Origin of the sequence: Neorhizobium fuzhouense (genome assembly GCF_042611105.1) — a bacterium.
Lineage (GTDB): Bacteria > Pseudomonadota > Alphaproteobacteria > Rhizobiales > Rhizobiaceae > Neorhizobium > Neorhizobium galegae_A.
This window is the reverse complement of sequence record NZ_JBHFFP010000001.1, coordinates 96833-122256: the sequence shown is the minus strand read 5'-3', so window position 1 is coordinate 122256 and position 25424 is coordinate 96833. Positions and strand designations below refer to the sequence as shown.

The window sequence follows — 25424 nt, the reverse complement described above, 5'->3', positions numbered from 1 at the left end:
GTGCAAGGGCAAAAGTGGCGGGCTGTGGAAAGAATGCCTAGCGAAAGATCGGCGTGCGGGTGGCGTTCATCAGCAGTTCCTGTTCGGAGGCAAACGGACCGAGCAGCTTTAACAGACGGTTTTCCTCGCGCGCATCCAGCCGGTAGCGTCGCGCAAATTCGCTGACGTTCCAGACCTTCTTGAACGCGGATTTTTCCGTCGATTGCTGGTCGATATGCTTGGTCATCTGCCACCCTCTTTTGTTGGAAAGCCGTTGAAGCTTTCATTTATTCCCCGGTTGATTGTATATCCGAATATTTGCACCTACGCAAACGGGGTTCCTTGCGGGAAATCAATTCTGTTCCACTTTGACGCCGTTGCCGGTGATGCTCATCTCGACGCCCTTGGGCTTCGTCTCCTCGCGGATGACATAGGCACCAAGACCGGCCACCGCGATGACGAGGGCACCGATGACGAAGTAGAGGCTGTTGCTGCGTGCCATGGGAAATCCTTTTCGTAATTTGCGTGCGACAACGACGATCCGGCGATTTTGTTCCCGCGCATTCGACGGCCCGGTTGAAAAGGATTTTTTGCACGGCGGGACTTACAGGACACCGAGGGGAGCTGCTCACGAAAGGACAGGGCAGGGGGAGATTTCGGGATGCGGGACGGCTGCGCCGAGCCGCGCAATTTTCGGCGCAGGCAAGGGGACGCGGCGGCACTTCGGCCGCTGCTCGCTCTTTTTCGGGAAAGCGAAGCGTTTCGCTCGCCTTAGCCGTCGTTATCGGCGTTGAGGTTTTCCGGGCGCATGCCTTCGTCGGCGGGGGCGTGGCGCAGGCGAAGACCGGGCCCGACGCCCGGATCGTCCTCACCGGTGGCGAGGAACACGATGCCATGATGTTCCAGGCACTGGCGCAGGCGCGCCGTATCGACCCCCACCGCCACCCCGCGTTCGAGGCCTTCGACGTCGGAAACGGACAGGCCGCTTTCGCGGGCGAGTGTCTCAAGCGGCATCCCGATCATGGCGCGCGCGGCGCGAATTTGCTCTGCTGTGATCATGCTTCAAAATGTGGAACGGTCTGCGGCAAAGTCAAGCCGGATGCGCTGCCGAAGCCTTGCGGCCATGCGCCTGTTCCAGGGCGAAACAGCCCCAGATCAGGCCGAACAGCATATAGACATGGCGCCAGTGGTCGAGGTCGATGACATTGCCGATCATGGTATGGCCGGCCAGCACGATCCAGGCGATCATCAGGTAGGGTTGCCAGGGTCTGTCGCGCAGGAGGGCGCGAAAGCCGATGACAAGCGTCGACCACACCAGCAGAAGGTAGGACACGAAGCCGAGCCAGCCATAGGTGGTGAGCGATTTCAGCCAGATATTGTGCTCGTCCTCGCCGAACATTTTTCCAAGCACCATGGGGCCGAGCCCGAGCGGCCGCTCCATGGCCATCAGGAAGCCCATCTTGTGGCGTTCGAAACGGCCAAGCCGCGCGCCGTCATAATCCTGCACCAGCTTGGCGCGGTTGAGGAAGAGGTCGGAGACCTTCTTCGACTGCAGGGCGAGCCCCACCGACAGCATGGCGAGAAGCAGGGCGGCAAGCGCCAGCGTGAAGATTTTGAGCCGGAAGGCGGCCGTACGTTCCTTCAGCAACATGACGGCAATGAGCGCCAGCGCCGAAAACAGATAGAGGCCCCAGGCGGCGCGCGAAAAAGACAGGAAGATGCCAAGCGTCAGCACCAGCAGGCCCGCAAGCGTCAGCGGCGCTGCGGCAAGCCCGCCCGTCAGCAGCCGGTACATCAGATAGAGCGCTGGAGCGACCAGATAGGGGCCGAAGACATTCGGGTCCTGGAAGGCGCCCTTCGCCCGGTCATAGAGCGTAAACACGTCTGCGCCGGGAAAGGCATGGAAGTAGCCGAGAATGCCCAGCAGCGCCGTGATCACCGCAGCCGCAACCCAGGCCCGGAAGATCAGCCCCAGCCGGCGATGGTCGTCCTCGATCATGGCGGCATAAAAGACGGCGGTGAGCGCCAGGAACAGCGACACCGCCATATACATCGGCGCGCCGGACAGATCCGCCATCACCATCAGCGACAGCATGCCGCCGACGTTAAACAGCAGAAGCAGGATGAGAAGCGGCCCGACCGCCCGCGAGATTTTAAGCCCGGCGAGGAAAAACAGGGCGATCTGCACCGAGAGCATCAGCTCGTAGGGCGCAGGCTCCGAAATGACGAAGCCCGAGAGGAAGACGCCGAGGGCGAGCAGCGCCGAGCCGATCAGCCGCAGCGCTGCCCTTTGCGGGTAAAATACCCGCTCCGGCAGCTGTTCCGGCACCAGCGGGCTCAATAGGCATTGTCCGTGTTGAGAAGGCGGATCGGCGTGAGGAAGAGAATCTTCAGGTCAAACAGCAGCGACCAGTTCTCGATATAGTCGAGGTCGAAGGCGGTGCGGGCGCGGATCTTGTCGTCGCTGTCCAGTTCGCCGCGCAGGCCGTTGATCTGCGCCCAGCCGGTGACGCCGGGTTTCACCCGGTGGCGGGCGAAATAGCTTTCCACCACGTCGACATAGCGCCGGTCGCCGGTCTGGGCATGCACGGCGTGCGGGCGAGGGCCGACAAGCGAGAGCTCGCCGCGCAGCACGTTGAAGAACTGCGGAAGCTCGTCCAGCGAGGATTTGCGCAGGAAGCGCCCGACAGGGGTGACGCGCGGATCGTTCTTCGTCACGGCGCGCTTTGCCGTAGGGTCCGACATTTCCGTATACATCGACCGGAATTTGAGGACGTTGATGACCTCGTTGTTGAAGCCATGGCGCTTCTGCACGAAGAGCACGGGCCCCTTCGAGCTTGCCTTCACGGCAATCGCGGCGGCCAGCATGATCGGCCAGGCAAGGGCGAGCGCCAAAAGCGAAAAGCCGATGTCGAAGATGCGCTTGGCCACCTCGTCCCAATCGCGCAGCGGCTTGTCGAACATGTCGAGCATCGGCACGGTGCCGATACGCGAATAGGCGCGTGGCCGAAAGCGCAGCTGGCTGGCATGCGCTGCAAGGCGAATATCCACCGGCAGCACCCAGAGCATGCGCGCCAGCTGCAGGATGCGCTCTTCGGCCGTTGCCGGCAGCGCGATGATCAGCATGTCGATGCGGGCCAGCCGGGCAAATTCCACCAGTTCGGCAAAGGTGCCGAGCTTCGGGTAGCCTGCCACCACGTCGGGAGAGCGGTCATCGCCGCGATCGTCGAAGATGCCGCAGATGCGGATGTCGTTGTCGGCCTGCCGCTCCAGCGCCCGCACGAGATCGCGCGCCGGCTTGCCGCCGCCGACGATCACGGCGCGCCGCTCCATGGTGCCGTTGCGCGCCCAGTGGCGAATGGCAAAGGCCATCAGCCGGCGCAGCGCCAGAAGCAGCAGCAGGCCCGCGCCATACCAGATCGCAAGGAAGGTCGAGGGGAAGGCGCCGGCAAGGCCAAGCCAGACACCGGCGAGCGGAACCAGGAAGCCGATGCTCCAGGCGGCAACGATCCGGCGCGTCATGCGGCCAGCCGCGCGCAGCGACGGGATCTGATAGGCATCCGTGATCTGCAGGAGAAGAATGGTGAGGCCGGCGCAACCGGCGCTGAGGCCGGCGTGCATAAGGAATGTCTCCTCGCCGAAGACAAGTCCCATGGCAAGGTTGAGCGCGAGCAGCAGCAGGAATTCCAGGAGGCGGATCTGGCCGATCAGAAGCGCCGGCGCGGTTGCGGTCTGGCGGAACTGCTCGGCGATCTCGCGGGCGAACGGGTTGAGCTGCGCGGCGTCTGCGGCTCCGGTATCTGCCGCCACCGCAGGGCTGCGGCGCAGGCGCTCCGCCACGGTGTCACGGGCCCGGTCGTCCTGTTGTGCCGGTTCGCTCATCGTCTGTAGATCCCGCCCGTCATCAAAGCGCCCTTGGCGCCCGCGTCCGGCCTCCGCGCGCGGGCACGGGGTCGCACGGGGCGGCTTGGCCGAGCATTAGCAGCAAGAAGCTAAGAAAGCTTTGCGGGGGCGTTACGCTGAAGGCTGCGATAGAGCGCCAGCATGTCGCGCGCCATCACGGAGGCGGAAAAGGTGGCGCGAAACGCTTCCGGCTTCGGCATGACCTCGGCCTGCCAGCCGGGTTCGGTCATTGTCTCCACCATGCGGGCAGACAGATCCGCCGCATCGCCGGGGATGGCAAGGGCCCGGCTGTCACTGCCCAGAACTTCCGCAATCCCGCCGACGCGGCTGGCGATCAGCGGCTTTTCGGCCGCGAGCGCCTCCAGCACGATATAGGGCATGGCCTCGGCGCGCGAGGGCACGATCACGGTGCGGGCAAGTGCAAAGGCTTGCGTCGCCGGCATGGCGTCCAGCATGCGGATGCGCCGGCCAAGGCCGAGCCGCGTCATGGTCTCCTGGTAGCGCTCCTTGTCCGGACCGTCGCCCACCATCACGGCCGCAAGCGGCCGCCCCCGCGCACGCTCGGTGCGGGCAAAGGCATCGATGAACACGTCCGGTCCCTTGAGGTCGCGCATCATGCCGATATAGAGAAAATCGGCCGCATCCGGGGCTGCCGGCACGGGCGAAAATTCCGTGTCGCTGATGCCGTTCAGGATCACCTGCGACGCCGTTCTCGGCGTTCCGACCTTTGCCGCATAGGTGCGTCTCTCGTAATCGCAGACGAAGACGAGGCTGTCGGTCAGCCGCTCCTGGAAGCGTTCGAGCCGCAGCACCACCTGGCCGGACAGCTTTGCCCGGTCGTAATGCAGGCTGCCGCCATGCGGCGAATAGAGGCGGGCTACGCAATACCTGTTCACCCGCAGACCTGAGCCGATCAATCTTGCGACGACGCCACCCTTGGCGCCGTGACCGTGCAAGACATCCGGCCGCAAACTTTTGATATGCCTGTAACTTCTGTAGAGCGCCGCCAGATCCGAAGGACTGATGGAGCGCCGGATGGGGAGGCGCGTCAGCCCGAGCGACAGCTTGGGCAGGATCGCCTCGAAAAGCTTTTCCTCATGCGCCCCGCCCGTCGAGCTGTCGCAGAGAATGCCGATCTCGTGGCCGGCGGCGTGGTGTTCCTCCACCAGATCGCGCACATGCCGGAAGATGCCGCCGACCGGCGAGCGGAAACAGTGAATGATGCGAAGCGGCCGGCCGGCATCCATGGATCAGAACAGCCGTTCGCGGACATAGATGGTGTCGCCCGCGAGAACCGGGCTCGAAATCGTGGTGCGGCCCGTCAGAACCTCTCCGTTGATCTTGCGTGTCACGTCGATGTCGCGCTGGTTGCCGCGCGCGGTAAAGCCGCCGGCAACGGCAATGGCATTCTGCGCCGTCATCCCCGGCACATAGGAATACTGTCCCGGGCGGCCAACCTCACCCATCACGAAGACGGGGCGGTAGCGGTCGACCTCGATGGTGACGTCCGGATCGCGCAGAAAGCCCTTTTTCAGCTTTGCGGCAATGGCACCTTCCAGCGCCGCGATCGTCTGGCCGCGTGCCGGCACCTGGCCGACGAGCGGGAAGGAGAGATAGCCCGCCTGGTCCACCGTATAGGTGTTGGAGAGGTTCGGTTGCTCGAAAACGGTCACCCGCAGCCGGTCGCCGCTGTCCAGCCGGTAGGGCTGGATGGTTGCCTCGTGAAACGCCTTCGGTGCCGGCGCATAGGACGAGCAGCTGGCAAGACCTGCCGAAATGCAGGCCGCAAGAGCCATGGACAAAACAGGTCTTTGTCGTGCAAACCGCATGTCGCGGGTAACTCCGGATGGGAAGGGCAAGTGTCATCCTTATCCTCCGGTTATGGTTAATGGCGGGTAAAGAACCTGTGCAAGTTTTGCACGCAAGCCCCGCTCAGTTCGTGTGTGCGAACATTCTTATTCACCCATTAACGTCGGGGTTACCATGATCGCATAATCTCCGCCGATGACATGGAATGGGAGTGCGTGATGTCCGGCATTGATGGCCATCAGGATGCGGATATCGATATCGGACAGCTGTTTGCCGCAGTGTGGCAAAGGCGGCGTCGCATTGTCGCGACCACGGCGCTATCTGCAGTGCTTGCCTTCGGGGTGTCGAGCCTGCTCACCCCCGATTACAAGGCCGAGACACGCATCCTCATCGAAGCGCGCGGGGGCGTGACCGGAGAGACGGGGCAGGGGGCGAGCGAACCGGTTCTCGACCAGCTCAACATTGCAAGCCAGGCCCAGCTCCTGCAGTCGGCCGATCTTATCCGCCAGATCGTGCGCGATCTTGATCTGGCCTCGCGCAAGGAATTCGATCCGGAGGCCTATTCGCTGCTGCCGGATCCGCTGGCGCTTCTGAGGCTCAAGCAGAACCCGCTTTCGCTTCCGGCAGAAGACCGCATCGTGAAAACCTTCCGCGACAAGCTGCAGGTCTATCCGCTGGAGGGGTCGCGAGTCATCGCGATCGAATTCAGTTCGCAGGATCCGAAACTTGCGGCCGACATTCCCAACCGCATGGCCGATCTCTATCTCTCCATGCAGAGCGGCGCCAAGCGCGACACGCATTCGCAGGCAGCCGGCTGGCTGGAGCCGGAAATCGCCACCCTTCGCACCCGGGTGGCGGATGCGGAAAAGAAGGTCGCCGACTACCGGGCTTCGGCGGGCCTCTTCCAGTCGAGCGACAATACCAGTTTTACCGCACAGCAGCTGAGCGGCATGTCGAGCGAGCTTGCCCGCGTGCGCGGCGAGCGCGCCAATGCGCAGGCGCGTGCCGAGAACGTGCGCGCGGCCCTGCAGGCCGGCAGCGGCTATGATACGCTGGGCGATATCGTCGGCTCCGCGATGATCCAGCGGCTGAAGGAAAGCCAGTCGCAGGTGGAGGGCGAGATCGCCCAGGCGTCCATCGCGCTTCTCGACGGCCACCCGCGGCTGAAGGCGCTGCGGGCGCAGCTTGCCGGCATCCGCCGGCAGATCGAGACGGAAAGCCGCAAGATCCTCGCCAGCCTCGAAAACGAAGCCTCCGTGGCACGCCTGCGTGAACAGGAGCTGATGCAGCAGCTGAGTGGTCTGAAGGCCCAGTCGGCGCAGGCCGGCGAAGAGGAAGTGGGGCTTCGGGCGCTCGAGCGCGAGGCTGCCGCCGAACGCCAGCTGCTCGAAACCTATCTCGCCCGCTACCGGGCCGCCGCCTCGCGCGTCGATGGCAATTCAACGCCCGCCGATGCGCGTATCGTCTCGACTGCGATGGAGCCGCCCGAGCCCTATTTCCCGAAGGTGATCCCGATCACCATCGTCATTGCGCTCGCAAGCCTTCTCCTGCAGGTGATCGGCATCATCGTCGTTGCGCTGTTTTCCGGCCGCGGCCTGCGTCCGACGGAGAGCCGGCTTCCGGCCGCCCGGCCGCTGCAACCGGCGCCGGCCGTGGCGGAGCCGGTCGTGGTGCTTCAGGAAAAAACAGCAGGTCCGGTGCCGATCCCGCCACCCCTTCCGGAGCTCGCTCTGTCCGGCCTCCCAAGCGACGGCGTTCAGCCATCCGGTCTGGCATCGGTCAGCGATTATCTGATGCGCCGTCGCGATGCGCTGGCGGTCATCGTCTCGCCCAAGGGTGACGATGGCTCGGCGACGACCGTCAGCCTGGCGCGCCACCTCGCCGGCGCGCGCCGCTCCGTCGTGCTTCTCGATCTGTCGGGCACGGCCTGTGCCACCCGCCTGATGGCGCAGTCGGCGCAATTGCCGGGCATTACCGATCTTCTCTGCGGTGCTGCAGCCTTTGGCGACACCATTCATCCGGACCGCCTGTCCGGCGTCCACATCATCCCGGCCGGAAATGCCGATCCGGTCGAGGCGATGCGCGCCGCCGACCGCCTCGGCATGATCATCGATGCGCTTGCGGGCGCCTATGAAATCGTCCTCGTCGATTGCGGCGCGACCGACATGACCATGCTCGAGCGCCTCACACGGGCAAGCACCGCCGAAGTCATTCTGTCGGTGGCGAATGCATCCGCCGACGAAATCGCGGCCGTGTCCGCGCGCTATGCCACGGCCGGCTATCCGGACGCGCTGGTGATGATGGCCGATCCGTCGGATGATCCAAGGCGCCGGGGTCGCGATGCCGCCTGACGGCCTTGCGGCCGCCGGTCACGCCTCGGAATCGGCACGGCCTTTGCCGGCCCTCAGCCGCTGCAGCAGCCGGTAGAGCATCGGGCTCCGCTTGACGCGGCCCTTCAGGCGCACGACACCGGCATGGAGACGGGCCGCCAGCCGGCCCATTGCCGTGAGCGGTATGAGGATGTCGGACAGTTCCGTTTCCACCGGGCACCAGCTGCGCTTGTAGCCCTGGTCGCCGACGCCGAAATCAAACAGGCCGATGCCCTGCGCCCCCGCCTGCTCGATCATCAGCCAATATAACAGTTCGCCGGGACTGGCGTCTGGCACCCGCACCGCGTCGATGGAGCCGAACTGGCAGATCAGGTGGTCGCCCTTGCGCGACATGCCGGAGACCGCAACGACCGGCTTTTCCGCATCGCCCGAAAGCCTCAGCGCATGCAGGAAGAGCGGCTGGTCAGAGCCATTCGCCGGCGCGTCGAGAAGGGCGTGAAAGAAGGCGCGCACCGCCGGCCGGCCAAAGGCATCCGGCAGGCCATGCGCCTCGAAGCGCCGGCGCTTCTGGGCAAAGAAAATATCAAGCAGCGCATGGCTCTCGTCGCGCGTGGCCGGAATGTAGTGTTCAAAGCCGCCGGCCTCTTCCATCCGGCGCGTCTGGATGCGGAATTTCTTGCGCCGCCGCTTGGCGTTCAGCTGGCTGAGCGTCCGTTCGAACGTGTCGAGGATCGGCAGCTGGAACGAATTGTTCGGGTGGGGAATGGTGGCGAGATCGGCGAAAGGGTGGCGAAGCCCGCGCCAGACAAGCGGCACCGCATCGATCACCACCAGGTCGGCGCGACCGGCAAGGCATTGGCCAAGTTTTCTGCAGAACTGCGCCTGCTCCTGCGCCGTCAGCTGAAAATCCTGCGCAAACAGACCGCTGTTGAAATTGTTGTAGCCATGCGCCGGGGGGTAGGCGATGCGCAGGCCGGCACGCCTGTGGATGTCCAGCGGCAGGATCATCACCGTGCGGCCATCGATCCGTCCCTCGACCAGCGCAAGCTCAGAGCCCGCACTGTCAGCCCACGCCTTGCACCAGTCATAACCCTGATGCAGCGAATTGCGCGGCAGCGCCTGCAGCCGGCGCCAGGCGGGCTCGAGATCCTCCATCCGCTCGGCCAGCGACAGAACCATGTCTCCCATGCGAGCCTGCTCGACGGGAATGGCCTTTGCTGCGGCGCTGTCCCGGCCCGCGTCCGCTTCCAGGACAAGGTCTTGCGCCATCATTTCCATTCCTTCGTCTGATGCCGGATCCGTCTCAACCGGCGCAGCCTAGAAGGTCTGGGGAAACAAGATGTTTATCAGGTGCGCATTGGGCCCTGCAGCCGCCGCCCGTGGTGAAGGAAGGGTAAATGCGCGCTTAGAGCATTTCCAGGAAAAGCGTGAAACGGTTTTCCGTCCTGAAATACTCTAGCGCGGGCGCGGGCCGGCCATCCATTTGATGATCAGCATGGCCGGCAGGATCCACAACAGTCCGGTGAGCAGGAAATAGAGGAAATGCACCCACCAGGGCGAGGCTGCGAGCGTCAGCGAGGCGATGGTTGTGGCGAGCAGCGCATAGGTCAGCACGAGGATGATGATGAGGATGGTGCCGATGAACTTTTTGAGCCGCAGGGGCATCGTGATCCTCGCTCTGGTCTTTAAGGGGCGCGACGGCATGCCGCAAACCGCAAGGGCTTGTTTTGCACCGGCGCCTCAGGCAAATCAACGGCAAGCGGACAATGTTGATAAATGTCAGGCTTGCAACAGGCAGGAGATCACATGGCGACCTCGGATGTCATCGGCCTTGGCGGCACGGACCGCCGCGTGGCGGAAAATCGCACCGCGCTTCGGCGCTGGCTGCAGGTCGTGCTGTTCACGCTCTTCTGTCTCGTGCTGGTCGGCGGTGCCACGCGGCTCACCGATTCGGGCCTGTCGATCACCGAATGGAAGCCGATCCACGGCGTCATTCCGCCGCTCTCTGTGAAGGAATGGGAAGAGGAACTCGAGCTTTACCGCCAGATTCCGCAATACCAGCAGATCAATCGCGGCATGTCGCTCGACGAGTTCAAGACGATCTTCTGGTGGGAATGGGCGCACCGGCTGCTGGCGCGCGCCATCGGCCTCGTCTTTGCCCTGCCGCTCGCCTACTTCTGGCTGACGGGCCGCGTCGAGAAGCGGCTGCGCTGGCCGCTGGTCGGGCTTCTGGCGCTTGGCGGCTTTCAGGGTTTTGTCGGCTGGTGGATGGTTTCGTCGGGCCTCACGCAGCGCGTCGATGTCTCGCAGTACCGGCTGGCCACGCATCTGACCATCGCCTGCCTGATCTTTGCCGCCTCCACCTTCATCATGCGCGGGCTCACACCGCAGAAGGTCGATGTGCCGCCGACGCCGAAGTCGCATCTGGCCGCTGCCGGCCTTGCCTTCCTCGTGCTGTTCCAGATCTATCTCGGTGCGCTGGTGGCAGGGCTCGATGCCGGCTTTTCCTACAATACCTGGCCGCTGATGGATGGCGCGCTGGTTCCGGGCGATCTGTTCACCCACACGCCGGCCTGGATCAACCTGTTCGAAAACCCCAAGACGGTGCAGTTCGTCCACCGCTGCGGCGCCTATCTGCTGCTGACGCTCACCTTCATCCACATGATCGTTTCGGTGAACAAGGCGCCAGGCAGCACGCATGCCAAGGGCGCCATGGTGCTGTTCGGTCTTGTCTGCGCCCAGGCGACGATCGGCATCATCACGCTTCTGACGCACGTACCGATCGAGGCCGGGCTGCTGCATCAGGCAGGTGGCCTTATCGTGCTCGCCTATGCCATCAGCCACTGGCGTGGCTTTTACGGTGAATTCCCCCGCGACGAGGCGGTGCCGCGCCGCCTCTGAGCTTGGTATTAACCGAAGCGATAGGCCGAATAGGGTTTGCCGAGGAAATCCGTCGTGAAGATGCGGGCGCCCTGATCGCCGCCGGCAGCACCTGCCGCCACGAACAGCGGCACCAGATGGTCATGGTCGGGCACATGGCAGGCCCTCGCATCGGGATTGTCCTGCCAGGTCGCCAGACGGCCGGCGCGGGCCTTCGGGTCGGGCTCGGCAATCACATCGGCCAGCCAGTCGTCGAAGCGCACCGCCTCGGCCACATGCTCGGCATCGGCTTTGCGGAATTTCGGCATGTTGTGATAGGTCATGCCCGAGGCGATGATCAGCACATCCTCGTCGCGCAGCGGTGCCAGCGCCTCGCCGATCGCCACATGGCTTTCCACGTCGAGCGTGTTCTTCAGCGAAATCATGGTGATCGGCACATCCGCATCGGGATAGATCAGCATGAAGGGAATGAAGACGCCGTGGTCGAAGCCGCGCGCCGGATCTTCCGCCGAGGCAATACCCGCGTCCGACAGCAATTGACGCGCGCGGGCGGCAAGCTCCAGCGAGTTCATCGCTGGGTAGGAAAGTTCGTAGGTATGCGGCGGGAAATTATAGTAGTCGAACAGCATCGGCGGCTTCGGCGCAGTGCTGAGCGTCGGCACCGGTTCCTTCTCCCAGTGGCCGGAAACGACCAGAACCGCCTTCGGACGCCGGCCGATTTCTCCCTCCAGTCCGCGCAGGAAGGCGCCCAGTTCGTCCCATGGGCCCTTGCCCGCGCTGTCCTTCGGAAACTCCATGAAGGGCCAGGGGCCACCGCCATGGGGGATGAAATAAACGGGAAACCGCGTTTGTGGCATGAAAGTGCTCTCCGATCCTGACACGATCATAGCGACGATCTGCTGTTCACACTACAACACAAATTTCAAACAGATTGTTACGCGATCAGTGAACGAACATAGCCTGCAACGGCGACCCGCTCACGGATATTCTCCGCCGCATTCGCGTTGTCCGGTTCGTTGAGCGACCAGGCGGTCGACAGCATGGCATGGGCGCCGGCGTAGCGCAGCACGGTCAGGGGCTCGCAGCCCAACACCGGGGCGAAGGTTTTGGCGAGCCGCATCACGCGGCCCGGGTCGAACAGATGCGCGCCGCCGGGATTGCCGAAAACATTGGCCACCTCATAGGCCGGATCGCCGAAAAGCCCCTGCGGGTCGATGACGCGCCAGTTGCCGCCTGCGTCCCGCATCACATTGTCATGGTGCAGGTCGCCATGCAGCGGGATCTGCCGCCTCTGGTGATCGATGAGCTCGCGGGCGTGACAGGCTGCCCAGACCGCCATCTCCCGGTACGGGCCGTCCTTTTCCGCGAGTTGGAACAGGCTGCGGAAATGCCGCTCCAGCGGGATGAGATCCGACGGCGGCACCCGGTCGGACGGCGCATGCAGCAGCGGCAGAAGCTCGCAGAGGATCGGCGTTGCGGCGTCGTCACCTGCCGTTCTGTGCAGGTCGGCAAGGCTCTGGTGGCCGGCATCCTCCAGCAGGCAGGCATCATCCGTCTGCTCCAGCAGACGCACGGCGCCCAGGCCGTCGCGCCAGCCGAGATAGGCAAAGCCTGCGCGTTCGCCAAGCCCCTCGGGCTTCAGCAGTTTGAGGATCGCGCCGCGGCCATCGGTGCGTGTCACGCGATAGAGCAGGCTCGAATGCGTATCGGCAAGCAGGCTCGGCGCCTGCAGCCGCCAGGCAGCCATGAGATCGGCGCGCAGCAGCGCTTCAGCGGGCTGCGGGCCCTCGTCCATGGTCAGGCGTCGGCCGGTGGCAGATGGCAGACGGCCTCGATGTTGTGGCCGTCCGGATCCCGCACGAAAGCGGCATAGTAGTTCGGATGATAATGCTCCCGCACGCCCGGCGCGCCGTTATCCGTGGCACCCGCCGCCATGGCTGCCGCATAAAAGGCATCGACGGCGTCCCGGCTGTCGGTCACGAAGGCCACATGCAGGCTGCCTTTGGTGCGGCCGCCGCTGCCGATCCAGAAGGACGGCTTGCCGCCTCGGCCATAGCCGGCTCCCTCATAGGTGCAGCCGGTCTCCTCGGCCGTCACGGCCATCACGCAGGCGGCGCCGAGTGTCGGCATCACCGCATCATAGAATGCGCGCGAGCGGGCAAAGTCTGCGACCGAAAGTCCGAGATGATCAATCATGCGGGTCCTCCCTCCCGATGAGGCGTCATGCCGCCAGAATCAGGCAAACGGCATCAGGCTGACAGCATCAGGTCCATGTTCTGCACGGCAGCACCCGAGGCTCCCTTGCCGAGATTGTCGAGAACGGCAACCAGGTTCACATGCGCGCCCCCTTCGGTGCCGAACACGTAAAGCTTCATCGTGTCCTCACCCACCAGTTCCTCGGCATCGATGCGCGCGAGCGTGGTGCTGTCCTCAAGCGGCACGACCGTCACGATCGACTGGCCGGCATAATGCGCCACGAGTGCCGCATGAATTGTCTTCAGCGTCGTGCCTTCGGCAAGCTGGTCGATGAAGAGCGGCACCTGCACGATCATGCCCTGGGCAAAGCGGCCGACGGAGGGCGAGAAGAGGGGCGCGCGGTCCAGAAGACCATGCGTCTTCATTTCCGGCACGTGCTTGTGCTTCAGCGTCAGCCCGTAGAGAAAATTATTGGCGGTGATCGCGTCTGCGCGCGTCTGGTCTTCCATCTGCGCGATCAACTGCTTGCCGCCGCCCGTATAGCCGGACACGGCGTTCACCGTGACGGGATAGCCGTCCGGCAACAGGCCTGCGGCCCGCAGCGGACGGATGAGGCCGATGGCACCGGTCGGGTAGCAGCCGGGATTGGCGACCGTGCGCGCCGAACGGATCTTGCCGGCCTGCGCGGCATCCATCTCGGCAAAACCATAGGCCCAGTCTTCGGCGACGCGATAGGCCGTCGAGGTGTCGATGATGCGCACGCTGTTATTGCCGGAAAGCATGGCGACGGCCTCCTTCGAGGCGTCGTCCGGCAGGCAGAGGATCGCGATGTCGGCGCTGTTCAGCAGGTCCTCGCGCAGTGCTGCATTGCGCCGCTCGGCTTCGGGAATGGAGAGCAGCGTCACATCGCGGCGGCCGGCCATGCGGGTGCGGATCTGCAGCCCCGTGGTTCCGTGTTCGCCATCGATGAAGATTTTCGCGCTCATGTCTCTACCTGTAAAATCAGCGTGTTACAAAAGGGTCCGGATTCAGTTTACCCGCGTCTTGATTCAGTTTGTTAACGGCGTGCCGCAAGACGCTCGGCTCTCAGCCCCAGCATATACATGGCGACCGTTGCCGCGGCAATGGCGGTGATATCGGCATGGTCATAGGCAGGGGCCACCTCCACCACGTCCGAGCCCCGGATGTCGAGACGCCCAAGCTTGCGCAGAACCGACAGCATTTTCGCCGACGACGGCCCGCCGGACACCGGCGTGCCTGTGCCGGGTGCAAAGGCCGGGTCGAGGCAGTCGATGTCGAAGGTCAGGTAGCAGGGGCCATCGCCGACATGGGCAAGGATCGCGTCGGCAATCTCGCCAGCGCGCATGTCCTCCACCGCATCGCCCTTGATGATGCGGATACCGAAATCCTCCGGCGCCTGCGTGCGGATGCCGATCTGGATCGAGCGTGTCGCATCGATCACCCCTTCGCGCACGGCGCGCGCCACGAAGGAGCCATGGTCGATCCGCTGCCCGTCATCCTCCCAGGTGTCCTGATGGGCATCGAAATGCACGAGCGCCAGCGGTCCGTGTCTTGCCGCCTGCGCCTGCAAGAGCGGCCAGGTGACGAAATGGTCTCCGCCGAGGCCTAAGAGATAGGCGTCCGCGGCAAGAATGTGCTCCGCCTCGTCCCGGATGCGGCCCGGCGTCGTCTGGTGATTGCCGTAGTCGAGCAGTACATCGCCGTAATCGATGACGGCCATGTCCTCAAACAGGTCGCGCGCAAACGGGTATTGCGGGTCGTTGTCAAAAATCGCCGAGGCGCGCCGGATCGCCTGCGGCCCGAAGCGCGCGCCCGGCCGGTTGGAGGTCGCCGCATCGAAGGGAATGCCCAGCACCACCGCATCGACGCCCGCAAGATCCTTGGTAAAGCGCCGCCGCATGAAGGACAGCGCCCCGGCATAGGTCGGGTCTGTCGCGGCGCCCCGGTTGCCGGTGGCGGAAAAGGCGTGGTCGATGCTTTTGCTGGCCATAACGATATCCTTGAAAGGGCGCCGGAGTGCTGCAGGCTGCGCGGGGCGGCAAGGTTGCCGACGCGCCAGCGCCGTTTTTAGCCGTCTCAGGCGATTGCTGGAAGAGGTGAGGGTGGGCGACGGCTGCAGCGGGTTGCGCCTGTTCTCCGCCATTCCTTGCGGGGACGGCTTCGACCGCAAAAGGTGAGACTTTGTTGGTAAGTAATTTCAAAAAATATAATCCGATTTATAAAATTAAATAGAAAACATGACAAATAATTACGTTGTAATGCGATAGTTGGTCGTAATGTATTTAATAATAGATCGGAAACTATGCACTGGAAAAACAGATTTACATGGGCGGCGGGCCAGATACACTCTGTCATCGGCGGCATGATGTTGGGGGCCGCTCAATTTTCCGGGGGAAACATCCATGTGTCTTGATTGTGTGACGATGAGCCGTCGTCGGATGATGACGGTTGCGGGAGCGGCGGGCATGGGGCTTGCGCTGTTCGGTGGTCTGGGCCGCCCGGCGGCAGCGGCCGAGGCTGCCAAGGGCCTGTCGCCCGATGAGGCGCTGGCGCGCCTGAAGGCCGGCAATGCAAAATTCGTCTCGGCCCCGCAGCTCTGCGCCGCCGATATCGGCGCCACGCGCGCGACGGTCGCCAAGGGGCAGAAGCCGTGGGCAACGGTGCTCACCTGTGCCGACAGCCGGCTGTCGCCGGAACTTCTGTTTGGCGGCGTCAATCTCGGCGAACTCTTCGTCTGCCGCAATGCCGGCAATATCGCCGATACGGCGGTGATGGGCTCCATCGAATACGGTGTCGAACATCTCGGCTCGCCGCTGATTCTGGTTCTTGGCCACGAGCGCTGCGGCGCCATTTCGGCTGCCTGCGAAGTGGCGGAAAAGGGCACGAAACTGCCTGGCTCCATCGGGCCGATGGTGGAGGCCATGGTGCCGGCCGCCCGCGATCTTCTCGGCAAGCCGGGCGATTTCGTCGATAATGTCGTGAAGGAAAGCGCGCGCCGGACCGCACAGAAAATCGCCACCGAAAGCCCGATCGTCTCCGAGTTCGTGCACGAGGGCAAGGTGAAAGTGGTCTACGGCCGCTACGACCTCGACACCGGAACGGTTGAGTTTTTGGGCTAGCGCGCGGCTTTCGTCCCGCCCGGCGCAGGTTCGGAAGCGATGAAACAAAAAAGGCGGAGCCGAAGCCCCGCCTTTTCCATGTCTGTGACAGACCCGAGCGATTAACGCTTGGAGAACTGGAACGAACGACGGGCCTTGGCCTTGCCGTACTTCTTGCGCTCCACCACGCGGCTGTCGCGGGTCAGGAAGCCGCCCTTCTTCAGAACGCCGCGCAGGCCCGGCTCGAAGTAGGTGAGGGCCTTGGACAGGCCGTGACGAACGGCACCGGCCTGGCCGGAAAGACCGCCGCCGGCAACCGTTGCGATGATGTCGAACTGACCGGTGCGGGCTGCAGCCACAATCGGCTGCTGCAGGATCATCTGCAGAACCGGGCGGGCGAAGTATTCCGCGAATTCCTTGCCGTTGACGATGATCTTGCCGGTGCCCGGCTTGACCCATACGCGGGCAACGGCGTTCTTGCGCTTGCCGGTGGCGTAGGAGCGGCCCTGGGCATCGACCTTGCGGACGTGAACCGGAGCCTGGGATTCGGTCGCCGAAGCGAGATCCTTCAGGGAGGAGAGATCGGCCATGATCAGGCGCTCCTTACGTTCTTGCTGTTCAGCTTGGCCACGTCGAGCGAGACCGGCTGCTGTGCTTCATGGGGATGGTTGGAGCCGGCGTAAACGCGCAGGTTCTTCATCTGGCGACGGCCAAGCGGGCCGCGCGGGATCATGCGCTCGACAGCCTTTTCAACGACGCGTTCCGGGAAACGACCTTCGATGATGGCGCGCGCGGTGCGCTCCTTGATGCCGCCCGGATAACCGGTGTGCCAGTAGTACGTCTTGTCGGTGTACTTCTTGCCGGTGAAGACGACCTTGTCGGCATTGATGACGATGACGTTGTCGCCGTCGTCAACGTGGGGGGTGTAGGTAGCCTTGTGCTTGCCGCGCAGGCGGTTTGCAATGATGGTGGCGAGGCGTCCGACGACGAGACCTTCGGCGTCGATCAGCACCCACTTCTTCTCCACCTCAGCGGGCTTCTGAACGAAGGTAGACATATGTTGCTCTCTTCTCGATAATCCCAGGTGGAGCAAGCCCCGACCCCAGGCGTTTCTTGTTGCTTGTCTTGAAAAGGCGTTTTCACGCCAATGGCGCACCTCCGGTTCGGGAGGCGCTGCCTGGCGCGGCTTATACGGATGGTGCCGGCAAGCGTCAAGCAGCCGGCTTTTTGCTGGTGGAAATATAGGTCAATGAAATCAATGACCTAGGTGTGTGGTTTTGTGTTACCACAAATTCGGCTGGCAAAATCCGTGTTTTCGCGGCGGAACGCGGCTCAATCGAGGCCGAAACAGCCGGGTTCAAGGAAGTTGCGGCAATCTTCCGGGTCCGGCCGGCGTTCGCAGTGGCGCACGGGGCAATTGCGCAGATCCGTCGTCGGAACGCTGGAAGCCTTGGCAAATTCACCGGAGGCGCAAAGCCGGCCGGAGGCGACGTAGCGGTCGTAAAGCGTAATGCCGTTGCGCCCGGGATAGCGCAGGATGGCCGCACCTTCGCGGGCGATCGCATCCTGCACGGCAGCGCAGGACATGGCGGTGGAATTGTAGCGCGAGATGGCCTGCGCCTCGGCGCCGGCGAGGAAAGCGGTGCCGAGCACGGCAAGCACTGCGGTCGCGAGAATCTTTCGCATTGTCTATTCCCTTTTAAGGCTCCGGGAACGTAACTAGCGCACACTCTGTTGACGGCCAAGGGTGGTGCCAAAAGGGTGGCGATCAAACCTCATGTGCCGGGAGGAATAACCATGAACCATGACCAGTATGACGATGCCTATCTGGCCGACATTCTGAAGACCGTGAAAACGGTTGCCGTCGTCGGTGCTTCCCTCAACCCCTCGCGTCCGAGCCACGGCGTCTCGGCCTTCCTGCTGGCGAAAGGCTATCATGTCATCCCCGTCAATCCGGGGCAGGCGGGCAAGGTCATCCTTGGCCAGACGGTGGTGGCGCGCCTTGCGGATATTGCCGAACCGGTCGACATGGTCGATGTCTTCCGGGCGTCAGCCCATGTCGGCGCCCTGATGGACGAGCTGCTGGCGCTGGAAGCGCTGCCGAAGGTTGTCTGGATGCAGCTTGGCGTGCGCGACGATGCGGCGGCGGCAAGAGCGGAAGCGGCCGGCATCAAGGTCGTGATGAACCGCTGCCCGGCCATGGAATATCCGCGCCTTCGCCATTTCTTCTGAAGGCAGCGCATCGGGGCGGTCGCAACGTCGCCCGGTCAGTCTTCCAGAAGATCCGGCTCGGCGCGAAGGCCGTTCATGTGATCGGCATTGTTGCAATAGGTAGAAAATTCCGCAGCGGCGGTGCCCTCGGTGAGGTCGTGCCGGCAGGTCGCCTTGGAGGCGCACAGCGCGCAGTTGGCCTGCATCTCGCGGTAGGCGGCCGGCTGCAGCAGGCGCACTTCCACTGGATCGATATGAAGCGCATGCATCAGCCGATCCATCTCCTCGGCGCTGCCGGGACCCTTGGCGGCGATGGCGGCAAGCCGATCGGGCGCCACGCCGATATCGAGCGCCGTCTGCCGTTGAAGATCGCGGTCGAGACGCTCGAAACCGTCCTCGACGGTAAAGCAGTTGCGGAATTGACCGTAAAGATGCGCAAGTCGCGCGGCAAAGCCTGTGGAGCCTTCGATTGATGCTGTCATGGCCGTTCTCCCTTCATCTTTTCTGCAGGATGAAAGAGGCTAAGGCGATTGCATTGATCCGCATCAAGCAACGGGTTGCTGTGGTCGCGGTTGAAGCGATTTTTCCGGCCGGCCGCACCTTGCCGCAAAATCCTTCTTCTGCATCCCGCCACTTGGCCGTTGAGAACGCTGTCGCCGGGGAAGGGGGCGGGCTATAGTCCAGCGCGACCTGCCGGGCTTGCAGCCAACGAAGGGCAGGCGACACGACATTTCGGGAGGACAGACATGACGACGAATCATCCGGGCTTTTCCACGCTCGCCATCCATGCGGGCGCCAAGCCCGACCCGGCAACCGGTGCCCGCGCCACGCCGATCTACCAGACGACCTCCTTCGTGTTCAACGATGCCGACCATGCGGCCGCCCTCTTCGGCCTCAAGGAATTCGGCAATATCTATACCCGCATCATGAACCCGACGCAGGCGGTGCTGGAAGAGAAGGTGGCCGCGCTGGAAGGCGGCACGGCAGCGCTTGCCGTCGCCTCCGGCCATGCGGCACAGATGCTGGTCTTTCACACGATCATGAAGCCGGGCAGCAATTTTGTCGCGGCAAAGCGCCTCTATGGCGGCTCGATCAACCAGTTCGGCCATGCCTTCAAAAATTTCGGCTGGGAGGTGCGGTGGGCAGACCCCGCGGATCCGGCAAGCTTTGCCGCGCTGGTCGATGAGAACACGCAGGCCTTCTTCATCGAAAGCCTTGCCAATCCCGGCGGCACCTTTGTCGATATCGCAGCCATTGCCGAGGTCGCGCAGGCGCATGGCCTGCCGCTCATCGTCGACAATACGATGGCTAGCCCCTATCTGGTGCGCCCGCTCGAACACGGCGCCGATATCGTCATCCACTCGCTGACCAAGTTTCTGGGCGGTCACGGCAATTCCATGGGCGGCATCCTCGTCGATGGCGGCACGTTCGACTGGTCGGCGTCGGGCCGTTATCCGATGCTGTCGGAACCGCGCCCCGAATATGCCGGCCTCGTCCTCCACCAGACCTTTGGCAATTTCGCCTTTGCCATTGCCGCCCGCGTGCTCGGCCTTCGCGATCTTGGGCCGGCGATCTCGCCGTTCAATGCCTTCATGATTCTGACCGGCATCGAAACACTGCCGCTTCGCATGCAGCGCCACTGCGACAATGCGGCCGCGGTTGCTGAGTGGCTGAAGGGCCATGACAAGGTGTCCTGGGTGAATTACGCCGGCTTGGAAGACGACCCGAACCACGAATTGCAGACCCGCTATTCGCCGAAAGGGGCCGGTGCCGTCTTCACCTTCGGCCTGAAGGGCGGCTATGAGGCCGGCAAGAATTTTGTCGAGGGGCTGAAGCTCTTTTCGCATCTTGCCAATATCGGCGATACGCGCTCGCTGGTGATCCACCCGGCCTCCACCACGCACCGCCAGCTGACGGCCGAGCAGCAGGTGGCCGCAGGCGCCGGCCCGGATGTCGTGCGCTTGTCGGTCGGCATCGAGGATATCGCCGATATCATCGCCGATCTCGACCAGTCGCTGGCGAGGATCGCCTGAGGCATCTTGCCGATTGCTCCGTCTGCGCCCGCCGTGGTCATGCGACTGCGGCGGGCAACTTTCGTCTGCGAGCTTGAAATCCTTGATCCGCCTTACAAATCCTCCCAAACGTCACGTTCAGGGATGATTGAATGCTCAAGCGCACAACCGCGATCGCCGCCATGTTCCTTTCCCTCTCGGCTCTGGCCCCGCTGCCCATGGTCTTCGGCGGCAGCGCCGCGTTTGCCCAGACCGCGCAGGATCTCTCCGACATGGAAGCGGCAACGGTCAAGATGAACACCTATGTCGAGTTCCTCAACCGGACCCTGCGCGCTTCGGAATCGCTGCAGCGCTACGACAGCTGGGTGGATATGAAGAAGGGGCCGACCGGCAAGGAGCGGATCATTTACGGGCTCTATTCGCTCTACGACGTGCGCGCGCAGGCAACCGCCGTCACCGCTGCCGCGGGGGCCGAACCGAAGATGCCGGATCTGGATGCGGCAATGGTCGCCTATGTCGAGACCTACCAGCAACTGGCACCGGTCATTGAGCGCGCCAACAAGTATTACGAACGGCAGGACTACAAGTCGGACAAGATGGAAGCGGGCAAAGCTTTCCACAAGGAGATCGCCGCCCTTGCTCCCGTCTACACGGAACGGCGCGCCAGGGCCGACGCCGCGCTTCGAACGGAAAAGGTCAAGCTCGACTTTGCCGGTCTGGAGGCGCTTGAAAAGGCGGAAGGCCGCAAGTCGCGCTGGCACGTGCGCAATGTCATGTTCCGCGCGGAAGCCATCATGGACCTGATGCCGACCAACGAAAAGCCGGTCGTTGCCATGCCGGAGTTCGAGAAAAGCCTCGACGCCTATGCTTCAGCGGTGAAGGATTTCGACGATTACGCGCTCGAGCACCCGGATTCGTTCCATGTCTTTGAATCCCGGCCCGCCTCGCTTCTGTCCAAGCTGCGCGATTTCGACGAGAAGCTGCGGAAGGCCAAGGGCGATGCGCGCAAGGGCGCCGGTGCCGATCTCGAATGGCTGATCTCGGACTACAACACCATGGTTTCGACATCGCAGACCGCAACGACCTTCGCCAAGGACTGAACTCCCGTCGCTGCACGTCCACGGCTGGGCTCGCGGGCACCTTCCGCGTGTCCGGCCGGTGGAGCGGCTGTGTCAACCATCACCGGCAGGGCGTAACCGCTGTGCCGGCTTTTCTTGCCATGCGGATTTTGCCATGGATGGACGCGGCATTCTGCCGGATGACGACGCGCCGGACGGCCAAGGTTCCGCCGCCGGTCCTCAACCATGCACGAGGAGACCATGACGCTCAGCCTTTCTTTCGATCTCGCGGCCATCACGCCGGAAGAGGGAGCTCCTGCACCCGACCGGCTGATCTCCGGCAACCCCGTCTTCCGCACCTGGAACATTGAAGAAGCCGATGGCGGGCTCTATGCCGGCGTCTGGGAGGCAACGCCCGGAACCTGGCGCATCGTCTATGACGAGTGGGAATATTTTCATATTCTCGAGGGCCATTCGATCGTCACGGCAGAGGATGGTACGCAACACCACCTGAAGGCCGGCGACCGCATGATCCTGCGCCCGGGTTTTCGCGGTACCTGGGAGGTGGTGGAAACCACCCGCAAGGACTATGTCATCCGGCTGTAATAACGGCCGCGCCTAGACCGTCGCCAGCACGCCATTTTGCTGCGCGGCGGCGGCGAGCGCCCTGTCGAAGGTGGCAAGCTGGCCGTCCAGCCGAAGCGCCAGTTCGAGATAGCACGCATCGTAGATGGTCAGGTTGTGGTGCGCGCTCAGCCACATGATATGATCCCATCCCTGCATGGCAGCCGTGACAATCGGAAGGGTTGAAAGCGTTTCCAGTGCCTTGCCGATACCGACGGGACCGAGCCTTCCCCGCTTTTCGCAGACCCGCAAAATATTGCGCACCTCATATTGCCATATGGCCGGCACGGCCGCGCTCCGGCGCAGGGTCTGCACGAACCAGGCCTGTCCTCCCGCGCTCTGCTCGTCGGGAAGAAGCCAGGAGGCGGTAATGGATGCGTCGATGACCAGCGGCATCAACGATCATGCCCTTCATGGCGATAGCTCATCAGTTCCTCGAGCGTGACGCCCTGCATCGAACTGCGCAGCTCCGCCAGATCCCGCTGCAGCGCCTCAATATCCACCGGCTGGCGCGGCGCCGGTGCCGCCTTCAGTTCCACCACGGTCTTCCCGTCTTCGGTGAGCACAATGGTCTCGCCCTGGCGCGCAAGCGCGATCAGTTCATCGAAGTGCTTCCGGGCCTCTGCAATCGAAACATGGCGCATGTCTCTTCTCCGCTCTGCGTGGCGGCAGATTACACGCAAAGCGGAAAACTGGCAAAATGTGCCGACCTCTCACCACGCCAGATCAAGCCGCGCCAGACCATGGAAATGATAGACGTCCTTGACGACCGGTGGGCGGGCGATGCGAAGCCCCGGAAGCCGGCGGAAGAGGAGCGGCAGCACGATGTTGAGTTCGAGCCTTGCAAGCGGCGCGCCGATGCAGAAATGGATGCCTGCGCCGAAGGAAAGGTTGGCGCCTTCGTTGCGGTCCGGCTTGAAGGTCAGCGGATCGGCAAATTTTTGCGGATCGAGATTGGCGGCGGCGAGAATGAGGCTCACCTTGTCGCCTCTCTTGAGGCTCACGCCATCGACCTCGACATCCTCCAGAGCCCAGCGCTGGAAGATGTGGACAGGCGCGCAGATGCGCAGCGTTTCCTCTACGGTGCGCTCGGTCGCCTTGGCATCGGCAAACATCGCGGCCGGATCAAGCCCGCTGTCGAGGATCACCCGCACCGAATTGCCGATCTGGTGAACGGTCGCCTCGTGGCCGGCATTCAGCAGCACGATCGTGGTGGAAACCAGTTCGTCGTCGGTGAGGTACTGGCCCTTGTGCTCGGTATGGATCATGTGGCTCAGGAGGTCGTCGCGCGGGTTCTCCCGCCGCTCTGCGATCACCGTCTTCACGTAATCGGCAAATTCCTTGGCCGAGCGGTCGGCGGCCTCCTCGTCGGCACGCGAGCGCTTGAACATATACATGCCGACATAGTCATGGCTCCACTTGAGCAACTGCGGCCCCATCTCCTCGGGGATGCCGATCATGCGGGCGATCATGGTAACCGGAATGATGTCGGCAAAGCGCGACAGAAGTTCCGTCTCGCCATCCTTCTCGAAGCCGTCGATCAGCCGGTTGGCAAGGTCCTCGATCTCGCCGGTCATCTTCTCCACATGGCGCGACACGAAGGCGCGGTTGACGAGCGTGCGCAGCCGTGTGTGCTCCGGCGGTTCGATTTCCAGGAGCGAATGCCGCTCGGCAAGATCGAAATGCCGGGTGTGATCGGCCGGCTCCGGCAGGCCGAGTTCCTCGCGGCTTGCGATATGCAGGATCTGCCGGCCGAACCGGCGGTCGCGCAGCAGCGCGTTGACATGGTCATAGCCGGTGAAGAACCATTGCCGCTGCTCTTCCCAGTAGAAGGTCGGACATTCGGCATGAAGAGCCGCGTAGACGGCGTTCGGCTGCGAAAAGAAGGCGGGGTTGCGCCCGTCGAGGCGGACGCGGCGCGTCCGTCGATCAATGGCCAGAACGTCGGTGAGGGCGGGCGGTGAGGAGAGGGCTGCAATCTGGGTCATGGCAGCCGGTCTACTGCAAAATGCACAGGACCGGAATTGGGATTTTGCCGAAACGCACTGCCGAACGCTCCGGGTCAGGCCGTAAGCGTCTGGGCCGGAAAGGGCGTCACGGTTTGCGAGTCGGCAGGGCGTAGTTCCTGACCGCTGACCACGGCGATGGTCATCCCGTCATCCAGCACGGTGGAGTTGCGCCCCGCACTTTTGGCCGCATAAAGCGCCCGGTCCGCGACGGCGAGAAGCTGATCGATCCCGGCGGTCATCAGCGGAGCGGCCGTCAGCCCGGCGCTTACCGTTGCCGAGATGGCGGGCAGGTTGCTGCCGGTCGGGATCGGCAGGCGCTGCAGCGCCAGACGGATTGATTCGGTGAGTTCCACCGCCTCCTCGGCGCTTGCCACATGCAGGAGCCCGGCAAACTCCTCGCCGCCCAAGCGCCCGAAGATGCCACGCGTGCCGATCTGTTCCTGTGCCAGGTGGCAGAAGGCGAGCAGCACGGCATCGCCGCACACGTGGCCAAAACGGTCGTTAATGTCCTTGAAATGGTCGAGGTCAAAGATCGCCAGCGCCAGCATCAGCTTGCCGGCCGGCGGGCGCTGGCGCATGTCGTCGAACTTTTCCAGAAAGCCGCGCCGGTTGAGGACGCCGGTCAGCGGATCGGTGATGACGAGCTGGCGCAGCCTTTCCTCGCCACGCGCCATCAGCAATTGGGCGCCGAGCAGGATTCCTGAAACAAGACAGAAAATGCCGATGACCGTGTAGAGCGTGACGTTCGGCAGTTCGGTAAAATTCTGCGGCCTGACGATCGGGCTGCGCAGGGCCGTCACCAGCATCGTGCCAGCCTGCAGGGCGCAGACGCCGGCAAAAATGCGCCGCGGCCCGCGCGGTGGTGCTGAAGCGCGCAGCATCAGATATCCGAGCATCCCGTAGCAGATGGAACCACAGAGTTGGAAAACCAGCACCCGTGTCCAGAACTGCGCGTTGATCAGATGCACTTGCATGGCCGCCAGCCAGATGATCAGCGGCAGAAGAAGCATGGCGTGCAGTTTTTTCCCGTCATAGAGCTGCATCCCGGCGCACCAGCAGATAATACCGAACAGCATCATCTGGTTTCCCAGGATGATCGACAGAATATCCGGAACAAATCCGCGCGCGCCGACCAGCGCTATACCGGTTCCGTGGGCAGCAAATCCGAAACTCCAGGCAAGAACGACCTTCATGCTGCGGTCGCGGAACCACATCGCCAGCAGCAAGACTGCAAGCGTCAGCGATTCCACTGCCCAGAGGAGCATTGCCGTTTTGATGTCCAAGTAAATATCCC

29 protein-coding genes are annotated in these 25424 nt (G+C 63.3%); 7 read left to right on the top strand and 22 right to left on the bottom strand.

Annotated elements, in window-relative coordinates; all coding sequences use genetic code 11:
- Positions 1-37: 37 nt before the first annotated feature.
- The 7 genes from ACEXP3_RS00625 to ACEXP3_RS00595 all read right to left on the bottom strand — a co-directional run bounded on the left by ACEXP3_RS00625 (position 38) and on the right by ACEXP3_RS00595 (position 5711).
- On the bottom strand, positions 38-226 hold the full coding sequence (locus tag ACEXP3_RS00625) for a hypothetical protein (protein ID WP_377295540.1): 189 nt from the start codon (positions 224-226) through the stop codon (positions 38-40).
- A gap of 105 nt (positions 227-331) precedes the next feature.
- Positions 332-481: a hypothetical protein gene (locus ACEXP3_RS00620; RefSeq protein WP_210102888.1), complete on the bottom strand. Its 150-nt coding sequence runs from the start codon at positions 479-481 to the stop codon at positions 332-334.
- Between the two features lie 269 nt (positions 482-750).
- A complete protein-coding gene (locus ACEXP3_RS00615) occupies positions 751-1038 on the bottom strand; it encodes a helix-turn-helix domain-containing protein (RefSeq protein WP_377295539.1) in 288 nt (95 codons plus the stop codon).
- Between the two features lie 31 nt (positions 1039-1069).
- Positions 1070-2311 carry an O-antigen ligase family protein gene (locus ACEXP3_RS00610; protein WP_377296047.1) on the bottom strand — a complete coding sequence of 414 codons (1242 nt, stop codon included), beginning with the start codon at positions 2309-2311 and terminating at the stop codon, positions 1070-1072.
- Positions 2312-2316: 5 nt separating this feature from the next.
- Positions 2317-3861 (bottom strand): undecaprenyl-phosphate glucose phosphotransferase, encoded by a 1545-nt coding sequence (locus ACEXP3_RS00605; protein ID WP_377295538.1) that lies wholly within the window; start codon positions 3859-3861, stop codon positions 2317-2319.
- Positions 3862-3971: 110 nt separating this feature from the next.
- On the bottom strand, positions 3972-5129 hold the full coding sequence (locus tag ACEXP3_RS00600) for a glycosyltransferase family 4 protein (protein WP_377295537.1): 1158 nt from the start codon (positions 5127-5129) through the stop codon (positions 3972-3974).
- Positions 5130-5132: 3 nt separating this feature from the next.
- Positions 5133-5711, bottom strand: coding sequence for a polysaccharide biosynthesis/export family protein (locus ACEXP3_RS00595; RefSeq protein WP_377295536.1), 579 nt, complete (start codon positions 5709-5711; stop codon positions 5133-5135).
- Between the two features lie 198 nt (positions 5712-5909).
- Between ACEXP3_RS00595 and ACEXP3_RS00590 the strand changes: the two genes are divergently transcribed.
- A complete protein-coding gene (locus tag ACEXP3_RS00590; protein WP_377295535.1) occupies positions 5910-8042 on the top strand; it encodes a GumC family protein in 2133 nt (710 codons plus the stop codon).
- A gap of 18 nt (positions 8043-8060) precedes the next feature.
- Here ACEXP3_RS00590 and ACEXP3_RS00585 read toward each other — a convergent pair whose 3' ends face one another.
- Both ACEXP3_RS00585 and ACEXP3_RS00580 read right to left on the bottom strand, forming a co-directional pair.
- A complete protein-coding gene (locus ACEXP3_RS00585; protein WP_377295534.1) occupies positions 8061-9290 on the bottom strand; it encodes a GNAT family N-acetyltransferase in 1230 nt (409 codons plus the stop codon).
- Between the two features lie 186 nt (positions 9291-9476).
- Positions 9477-9686 (bottom strand): DUF2842 domain-containing protein, encoded by a 210-nt coding sequence (locus ACEXP3_RS00580; RefSeq protein WP_210102882.1) that lies wholly within the window; start codon positions 9684-9686, stop codon positions 9477-9479.
- A gap of 141 nt (positions 9687-9827) precedes the next feature.
- Between ACEXP3_RS00580 and ACEXP3_RS00575 the strand changes: the two genes are divergently transcribed.
- Positions 9828-10922, top strand: a complete 1095-nt coding sequence (locus ACEXP3_RS00575; RefSeq protein ID WP_377295533.1) for a COX15/CtaA family protein — start codon at positions 9828-9830, stop codon at positions 10920-10922.
- An 8-nt stretch (positions 10923-10930) separates the two neighbouring features.
- On the opposite strand, the gene ACEXP3_RS00570 is transcribed toward ACEXP3_RS00575, so the two are convergent.
- The 5 genes from ACEXP3_RS00570 to speB all read right to left on the bottom strand — a co-directional run bounded on the left by ACEXP3_RS00570 (position 10931) and on the right by speB (position 15108).
- A complete protein-coding gene (locus tag ACEXP3_RS00570; RefSeq protein WP_377295532.1) occupies positions 10931-11758 on the bottom strand; it encodes a DODA-type extradiol aromatic ring-opening family dioxygenase in 828 nt (275 codons plus the stop codon).
- 77 nt (positions 11759-11835) lie between these two features.
- Positions 11836-12696, bottom strand: a complete 861-nt coding sequence (locus ACEXP3_RS00565) for an aminoglycoside phosphotransferase family protein (RefSeq protein WP_377295531.1) — start codon at positions 12694-12696, stop codon at positions 11836-11838.
- 2 nt (positions 12697-12698) lie between these two features.
- A complete protein-coding gene (locus tag ACEXP3_RS00560; RefSeq protein WP_377295530.1) occupies positions 12699-13097 on the bottom strand; it encodes a VOC family protein in 399 nt (132 codons plus the stop codon).
- Between the two features lie 53 nt (positions 13098-13150).
- Positions 13151-14083 carry an N-acetyl-gamma-glutamyl-phosphate reductase gene (gene argC, locus ACEXP3_RS00555; protein WP_377295528.1) on the bottom strand — a complete coding sequence of 311 codons (933 nt, stop codon included), beginning with the start codon at positions 14081-14083 and terminating at the stop codon, positions 13151-13153.
- Positions 14084-14154: 71 nt separating this feature from the next.
- Positions 14155-15108, bottom strand: coding sequence for an agmatinase (gene speB / locus ACEXP3_RS00550; RefSeq protein WP_377295527.1), 954 nt, complete (start codon positions 15106-15108; stop codon positions 14155-14157).
- Positions 15109-15520: 412 nt separating this feature from the next.
- Here speB and ACEXP3_RS00545 point away from each other — a divergent pair, with 412 nt between their 5' ends.
- The gene (locus ACEXP3_RS00545; RefSeq protein WP_377295526.1) at positions 15521-16237 is read left to right on the top strand and encodes a carbonic anhydrase; all 717 of its coding nucleotides are present in this window, start codon (positions 15521-15523) and stop codon (positions 16235-16237) included.
- 101 nt (positions 16238-16338) lie between these two features.
- On the opposite strand, the gene rpsI is transcribed toward ACEXP3_RS00545, so the two are convergent.
- The 3 genes from rpsI to ACEXP3_RS00530 all read right to left on the bottom strand — a co-directional run bounded on the left by rpsI (position 16339) and on the right by ACEXP3_RS00530 (position 17902).
- A complete protein-coding gene (gene rpsI / locus ACEXP3_RS00540; protein ID WP_377295525.1) occupies positions 16339-16806 on the bottom strand; it encodes a 30S ribosomal protein S9 in 468 nt (155 codons plus the stop codon).
- Positions 16807-16808: 2 nt separating this feature from the next.
- Positions 16809-17273: a 50S ribosomal protein L13 gene (rplM, locus tag ACEXP3_RS00535; RefSeq protein ID WP_210102874.1), complete on the bottom strand. Its 465-nt coding sequence runs from the start codon at positions 17271-17273 to the stop codon at positions 16809-16811.
- Positions 17274-17548: 275 nt separating this feature from the next.
- The gene (locus tag ACEXP3_RS00530; protein ID WP_210102873.1) at positions 17549-17902 is read right to left on the bottom strand and encodes a hypothetical protein; all 354 of its coding nucleotides are present in this window, start codon (positions 17900-17902) and stop codon (positions 17549-17551) included.
- Between the two features lie 111 nt (positions 17903-18013).
- Between ACEXP3_RS00530 and ACEXP3_RS00525 the strand changes: the two genes are divergently transcribed.
- Complete coding sequence (locus tag ACEXP3_RS00525) at positions 18014-18448, top strand: CoA-binding protein (protein WP_377295523.1); 435 nt, start codon at positions 18014-18016, stop codon at positions 18446-18448.
- 35 nt (positions 18449-18483) lie between these two features.
- Here the strand turns inward: ACEXP3_RS00525 and ACEXP3_RS00520 are convergent, their stop codons facing one another.
- The gene (locus tag ACEXP3_RS00520) at positions 18484-18909 is read right to left on the bottom strand and encodes a DUF6455 family protein (RefSeq protein WP_377295522.1); all 426 of its coding nucleotides are present in this window, start codon (positions 18907-18909) and stop codon (positions 18484-18486) included.
- Positions 18910-19173: 264 nt separating this feature from the next.
- Between ACEXP3_RS00520 and ACEXP3_RS00515 the strand changes: the two genes are divergently transcribed.
- From ACEXP3_RS00515 to ACEXP3_RS00505, 3 genes are all read left to right on the top strand, one after another.
- Positions 19174-20460, top strand: a complete 1287-nt coding sequence (locus tag ACEXP3_RS00515) for an O-acetylhomoserine aminocarboxypropyltransferase (protein WP_377295521.1) — start codon at positions 19174-19176, stop codon at positions 20458-20460.
- A gap of 131 nt (positions 20461-20591) precedes the next feature.
- Positions 20592-21539, top strand: a complete 948-nt coding sequence (locus tag ACEXP3_RS00510) for a DUF3829 domain-containing protein (RefSeq protein ID WP_377295520.1) — start codon at positions 20592-20594, stop codon at positions 21537-21539.
- Positions 21540-21758: 219 nt separating this feature from the next.
- Entirely contained in the window at positions 21759-22103 is a 345-nt protein-coding gene (locus ACEXP3_RS00505; protein ID WP_377295518.1) for a cupin domain-containing protein, read from the top strand.
- Positions 22104-22115: 12 nt separating this feature from the next.
- Here ACEXP3_RS00505 and ACEXP3_RS00500 read toward each other — a convergent pair whose 3' ends face one another.
- The 4 genes from ACEXP3_RS00500 to ACEXP3_RS00485 form a co-directional block, all read right to left on the bottom strand.
- Positions 22116-22517 (bottom strand): type II toxin-antitoxin system VapC family toxin, encoded by a 402-nt coding sequence (locus ACEXP3_RS00500; RefSeq protein WP_377295517.1) that lies wholly within the window; start codon positions 22515-22517, stop codon positions 22116-22118.
- On the bottom strand, positions 22517-22765 hold the full coding sequence (locus tag ACEXP3_RS00495; RefSeq protein WP_377295516.1) for a type II toxin-antitoxin system Phd/YefM family antitoxin: 249 nt from the start codon (positions 22763-22765) through the stop codon (positions 22517-22519). The genes ACEXP3_RS00500 and ACEXP3_RS00495 overlap by 1 nt, the downstream gene beginning before the upstream one ends.
- A gap of 69 nt (positions 22766-22834) precedes the next feature.
- Positions 22835-24109, bottom strand: coding sequence for a cytochrome P450 (locus ACEXP3_RS00490; protein ID WP_377295515.1), 1275 nt, complete (start codon positions 24107-24109; stop codon positions 22835-22837).
- Between the two features lie 74 nt (positions 24110-24183).
- Complete coding sequence (locus ACEXP3_RS00485; RefSeq protein WP_377295514.1) at positions 24184-25413, bottom strand: GGDEF domain-containing protein; 1230 nt, start codon at positions 25411-25413, stop codon at positions 24184-24186.
- Positions 25414-25424: the final 11 nt, after the last annotated feature.

Bases quoted from the DNA above. Each gene is read 5' to 3' on its own strand.
- ACEXP3_RS00625 (WP_377295540.1), bottom strand. From the start codon at position 226: ATGACCAAGCATATCGACCAGCAATCGACGGAAAAATCCGCGTTCAAG.
- ACEXP3_RS00620 (WP_210102888.1), bottom strand. From the start codon at position 481: ATGGCACGCAGCAACAGCCTCTACTTCGTCATCGGTGCCCTCGTCATC.
- ACEXP3_RS00615 (WP_377295539.1), bottom strand. From the start codon at position 1,038: ATGATCACAGCAGAGCAAATTCGCGCCGCGCGCGCCATGATCGGGATG.
- ACEXP3_RS00605 (WP_377295538.1), bottom strand. From the start codon at position 3,861: ATGAGCGAACCGGCACAACAGGACGACCGGGCCCGTGACACCGTGGCG.
- ACEXP3_RS00600 (WP_377295537.1), bottom strand. From the start codon at position 5,129: ATGGATGCCGGCCGGCCGCTTCGCATCATTCACTGTTTCCGCTCGCCG.
- ACEXP3_RS00595 (WP_377295536.1), bottom strand. From the start codon at position 5,711: ATGCGGTTTGCACGACAAAGACCTGTTTTGTCCATGGCTCTTGCGGCC.
- ACEXP3_RS00590 (WP_377295535.1), top strand. From the start codon at position 5,910: ATGTCCGGCATTGATGGCCATCAGGATGCGGATATCGATATCGGACAG.
- ACEXP3_RS00585 (WP_377295534.1), bottom strand. From the start codon at position 9,290: ATGGCGCAAGACCTTGTCCTGGAAGCGGACGCGGGCCGGGACAGCGCC.
- ACEXP3_RS00580 (WP_210102882.1), bottom strand. From the start codon at position 9,686: ATGCCCCTGCGGCTCAAAAAGTTCATCGGCACCATCCTCATCATCATC.
- ACEXP3_RS00575 (WP_377295533.1), top strand. From the start codon at position 9,828: ATGGCGACCTCGGATGTCATCGGCCTTGGCGGCACGGACCGCCGCGTG.
- ACEXP3_RS00570 (WP_377295532.1), bottom strand. From the start codon at position 11,758: ATGCCACAAACGCGGTTTCCCGTTTATTTCATCCCCCATGGCGGTGGC.
- ACEXP3_RS00565 (WP_377295531.1), bottom strand. From the start codon at position 12,696: ATGGACGAGGGCCCGCAGCCCGCTGAAGCGCTGCTGCGCGCCGATCTC.
- ACEXP3_RS00560 (WP_377295530.1), bottom strand. From the start codon at position 13,097: ATGATTGATCATCTCGGACTTTCGGTCGCAGACTTTGCCCGCTCGCGC.
- argC (WP_377295528.1), bottom strand. From the start codon at position 14,083: ATGAGCGCGAAAATCTTCATCGATGGCGAACACGGAACCACGGGGCTG.
- speB (WP_377295527.1), bottom strand. From the start codon at position 15,108: ATGGCCAGCAAAAGCATCGACCACGCCTTTTCCGCCACCGGCAACCGG.
- ACEXP3_RS00545 (WP_377295526.1), top strand. From the start codon at position 15,521: ATGTGTCTTGATTGTGTGACGATGAGCCGTCGTCGGATGATGACGGTT.
- rpsI (WP_377295525.1), bottom strand. From the start codon at position 16,806: ATGGCCGATCTCTCCTCCCTGAAGGATCTCGCTTCGGCGACCGAATCC.
- rplM (WP_210102874.1), bottom strand. From the start codon at position 17,273: ATGTCTACCTTCGTTCAGAAGCCCGCTGAGGTGGAGAAGAAGTGGGTG.
- ACEXP3_RS00530 (WP_210102873.1), bottom strand. From the start codon at position 17,902: ATGCGAAAGATTCTCGCGACCGCAGTGCTTGCCGTGCTCGGCACCGCT.
- ACEXP3_RS00525 (WP_377295523.1), top strand. From the start codon at position 18,014: ATGAACCATGACCAGTATGACGATGCCTATCTGGCCGACATTCTGAAG.
- ACEXP3_RS00520 (WP_377295522.1), bottom strand. From the start codon at position 18,909: ATGACAGCATCAATCGAAGGCTCCACAGGCTTTGCCGCGCGACTTGCG.
- ACEXP3_RS00515 (WP_377295521.1), top strand. From the start codon at position 19,174: ATGACGACGAATCATCCGGGCTTTTCCACGCTCGCCATCCATGCGGGC.
- ACEXP3_RS00510 (WP_377295520.1), top strand. From the start codon at position 20,592: ATGCTCAAGCGCACAACCGCGATCGCCGCCATGTTCCTTTCCCTCTCG.
- ACEXP3_RS00505 (WP_377295518.1), top strand. From the start codon at position 21,759: ATGACGCTCAGCCTTTCTTTCGATCTCGCGGCCATCACGCCGGAAGAG.
- ACEXP3_RS00500 (WP_377295517.1), bottom strand. From the start codon at position 22,517: ATGCCGCTGGTCATCGACGCATCCATTACCGCCTCCTGGCTTCTTCCC.
- ACEXP3_RS00495 (WP_377295516.1), bottom strand. From the start codon at position 22,765: ATGCGCCATGTTTCGATTGCAGAGGCCCGGAAGCACTTCGATGAACTG.
- ACEXP3_RS00490 (WP_377295515.1), bottom strand. From the start codon at position 24,109: ATGACCCAGATTGCAGCCCTCTCCTCACCGCCCGCCCTCACCGACGTT.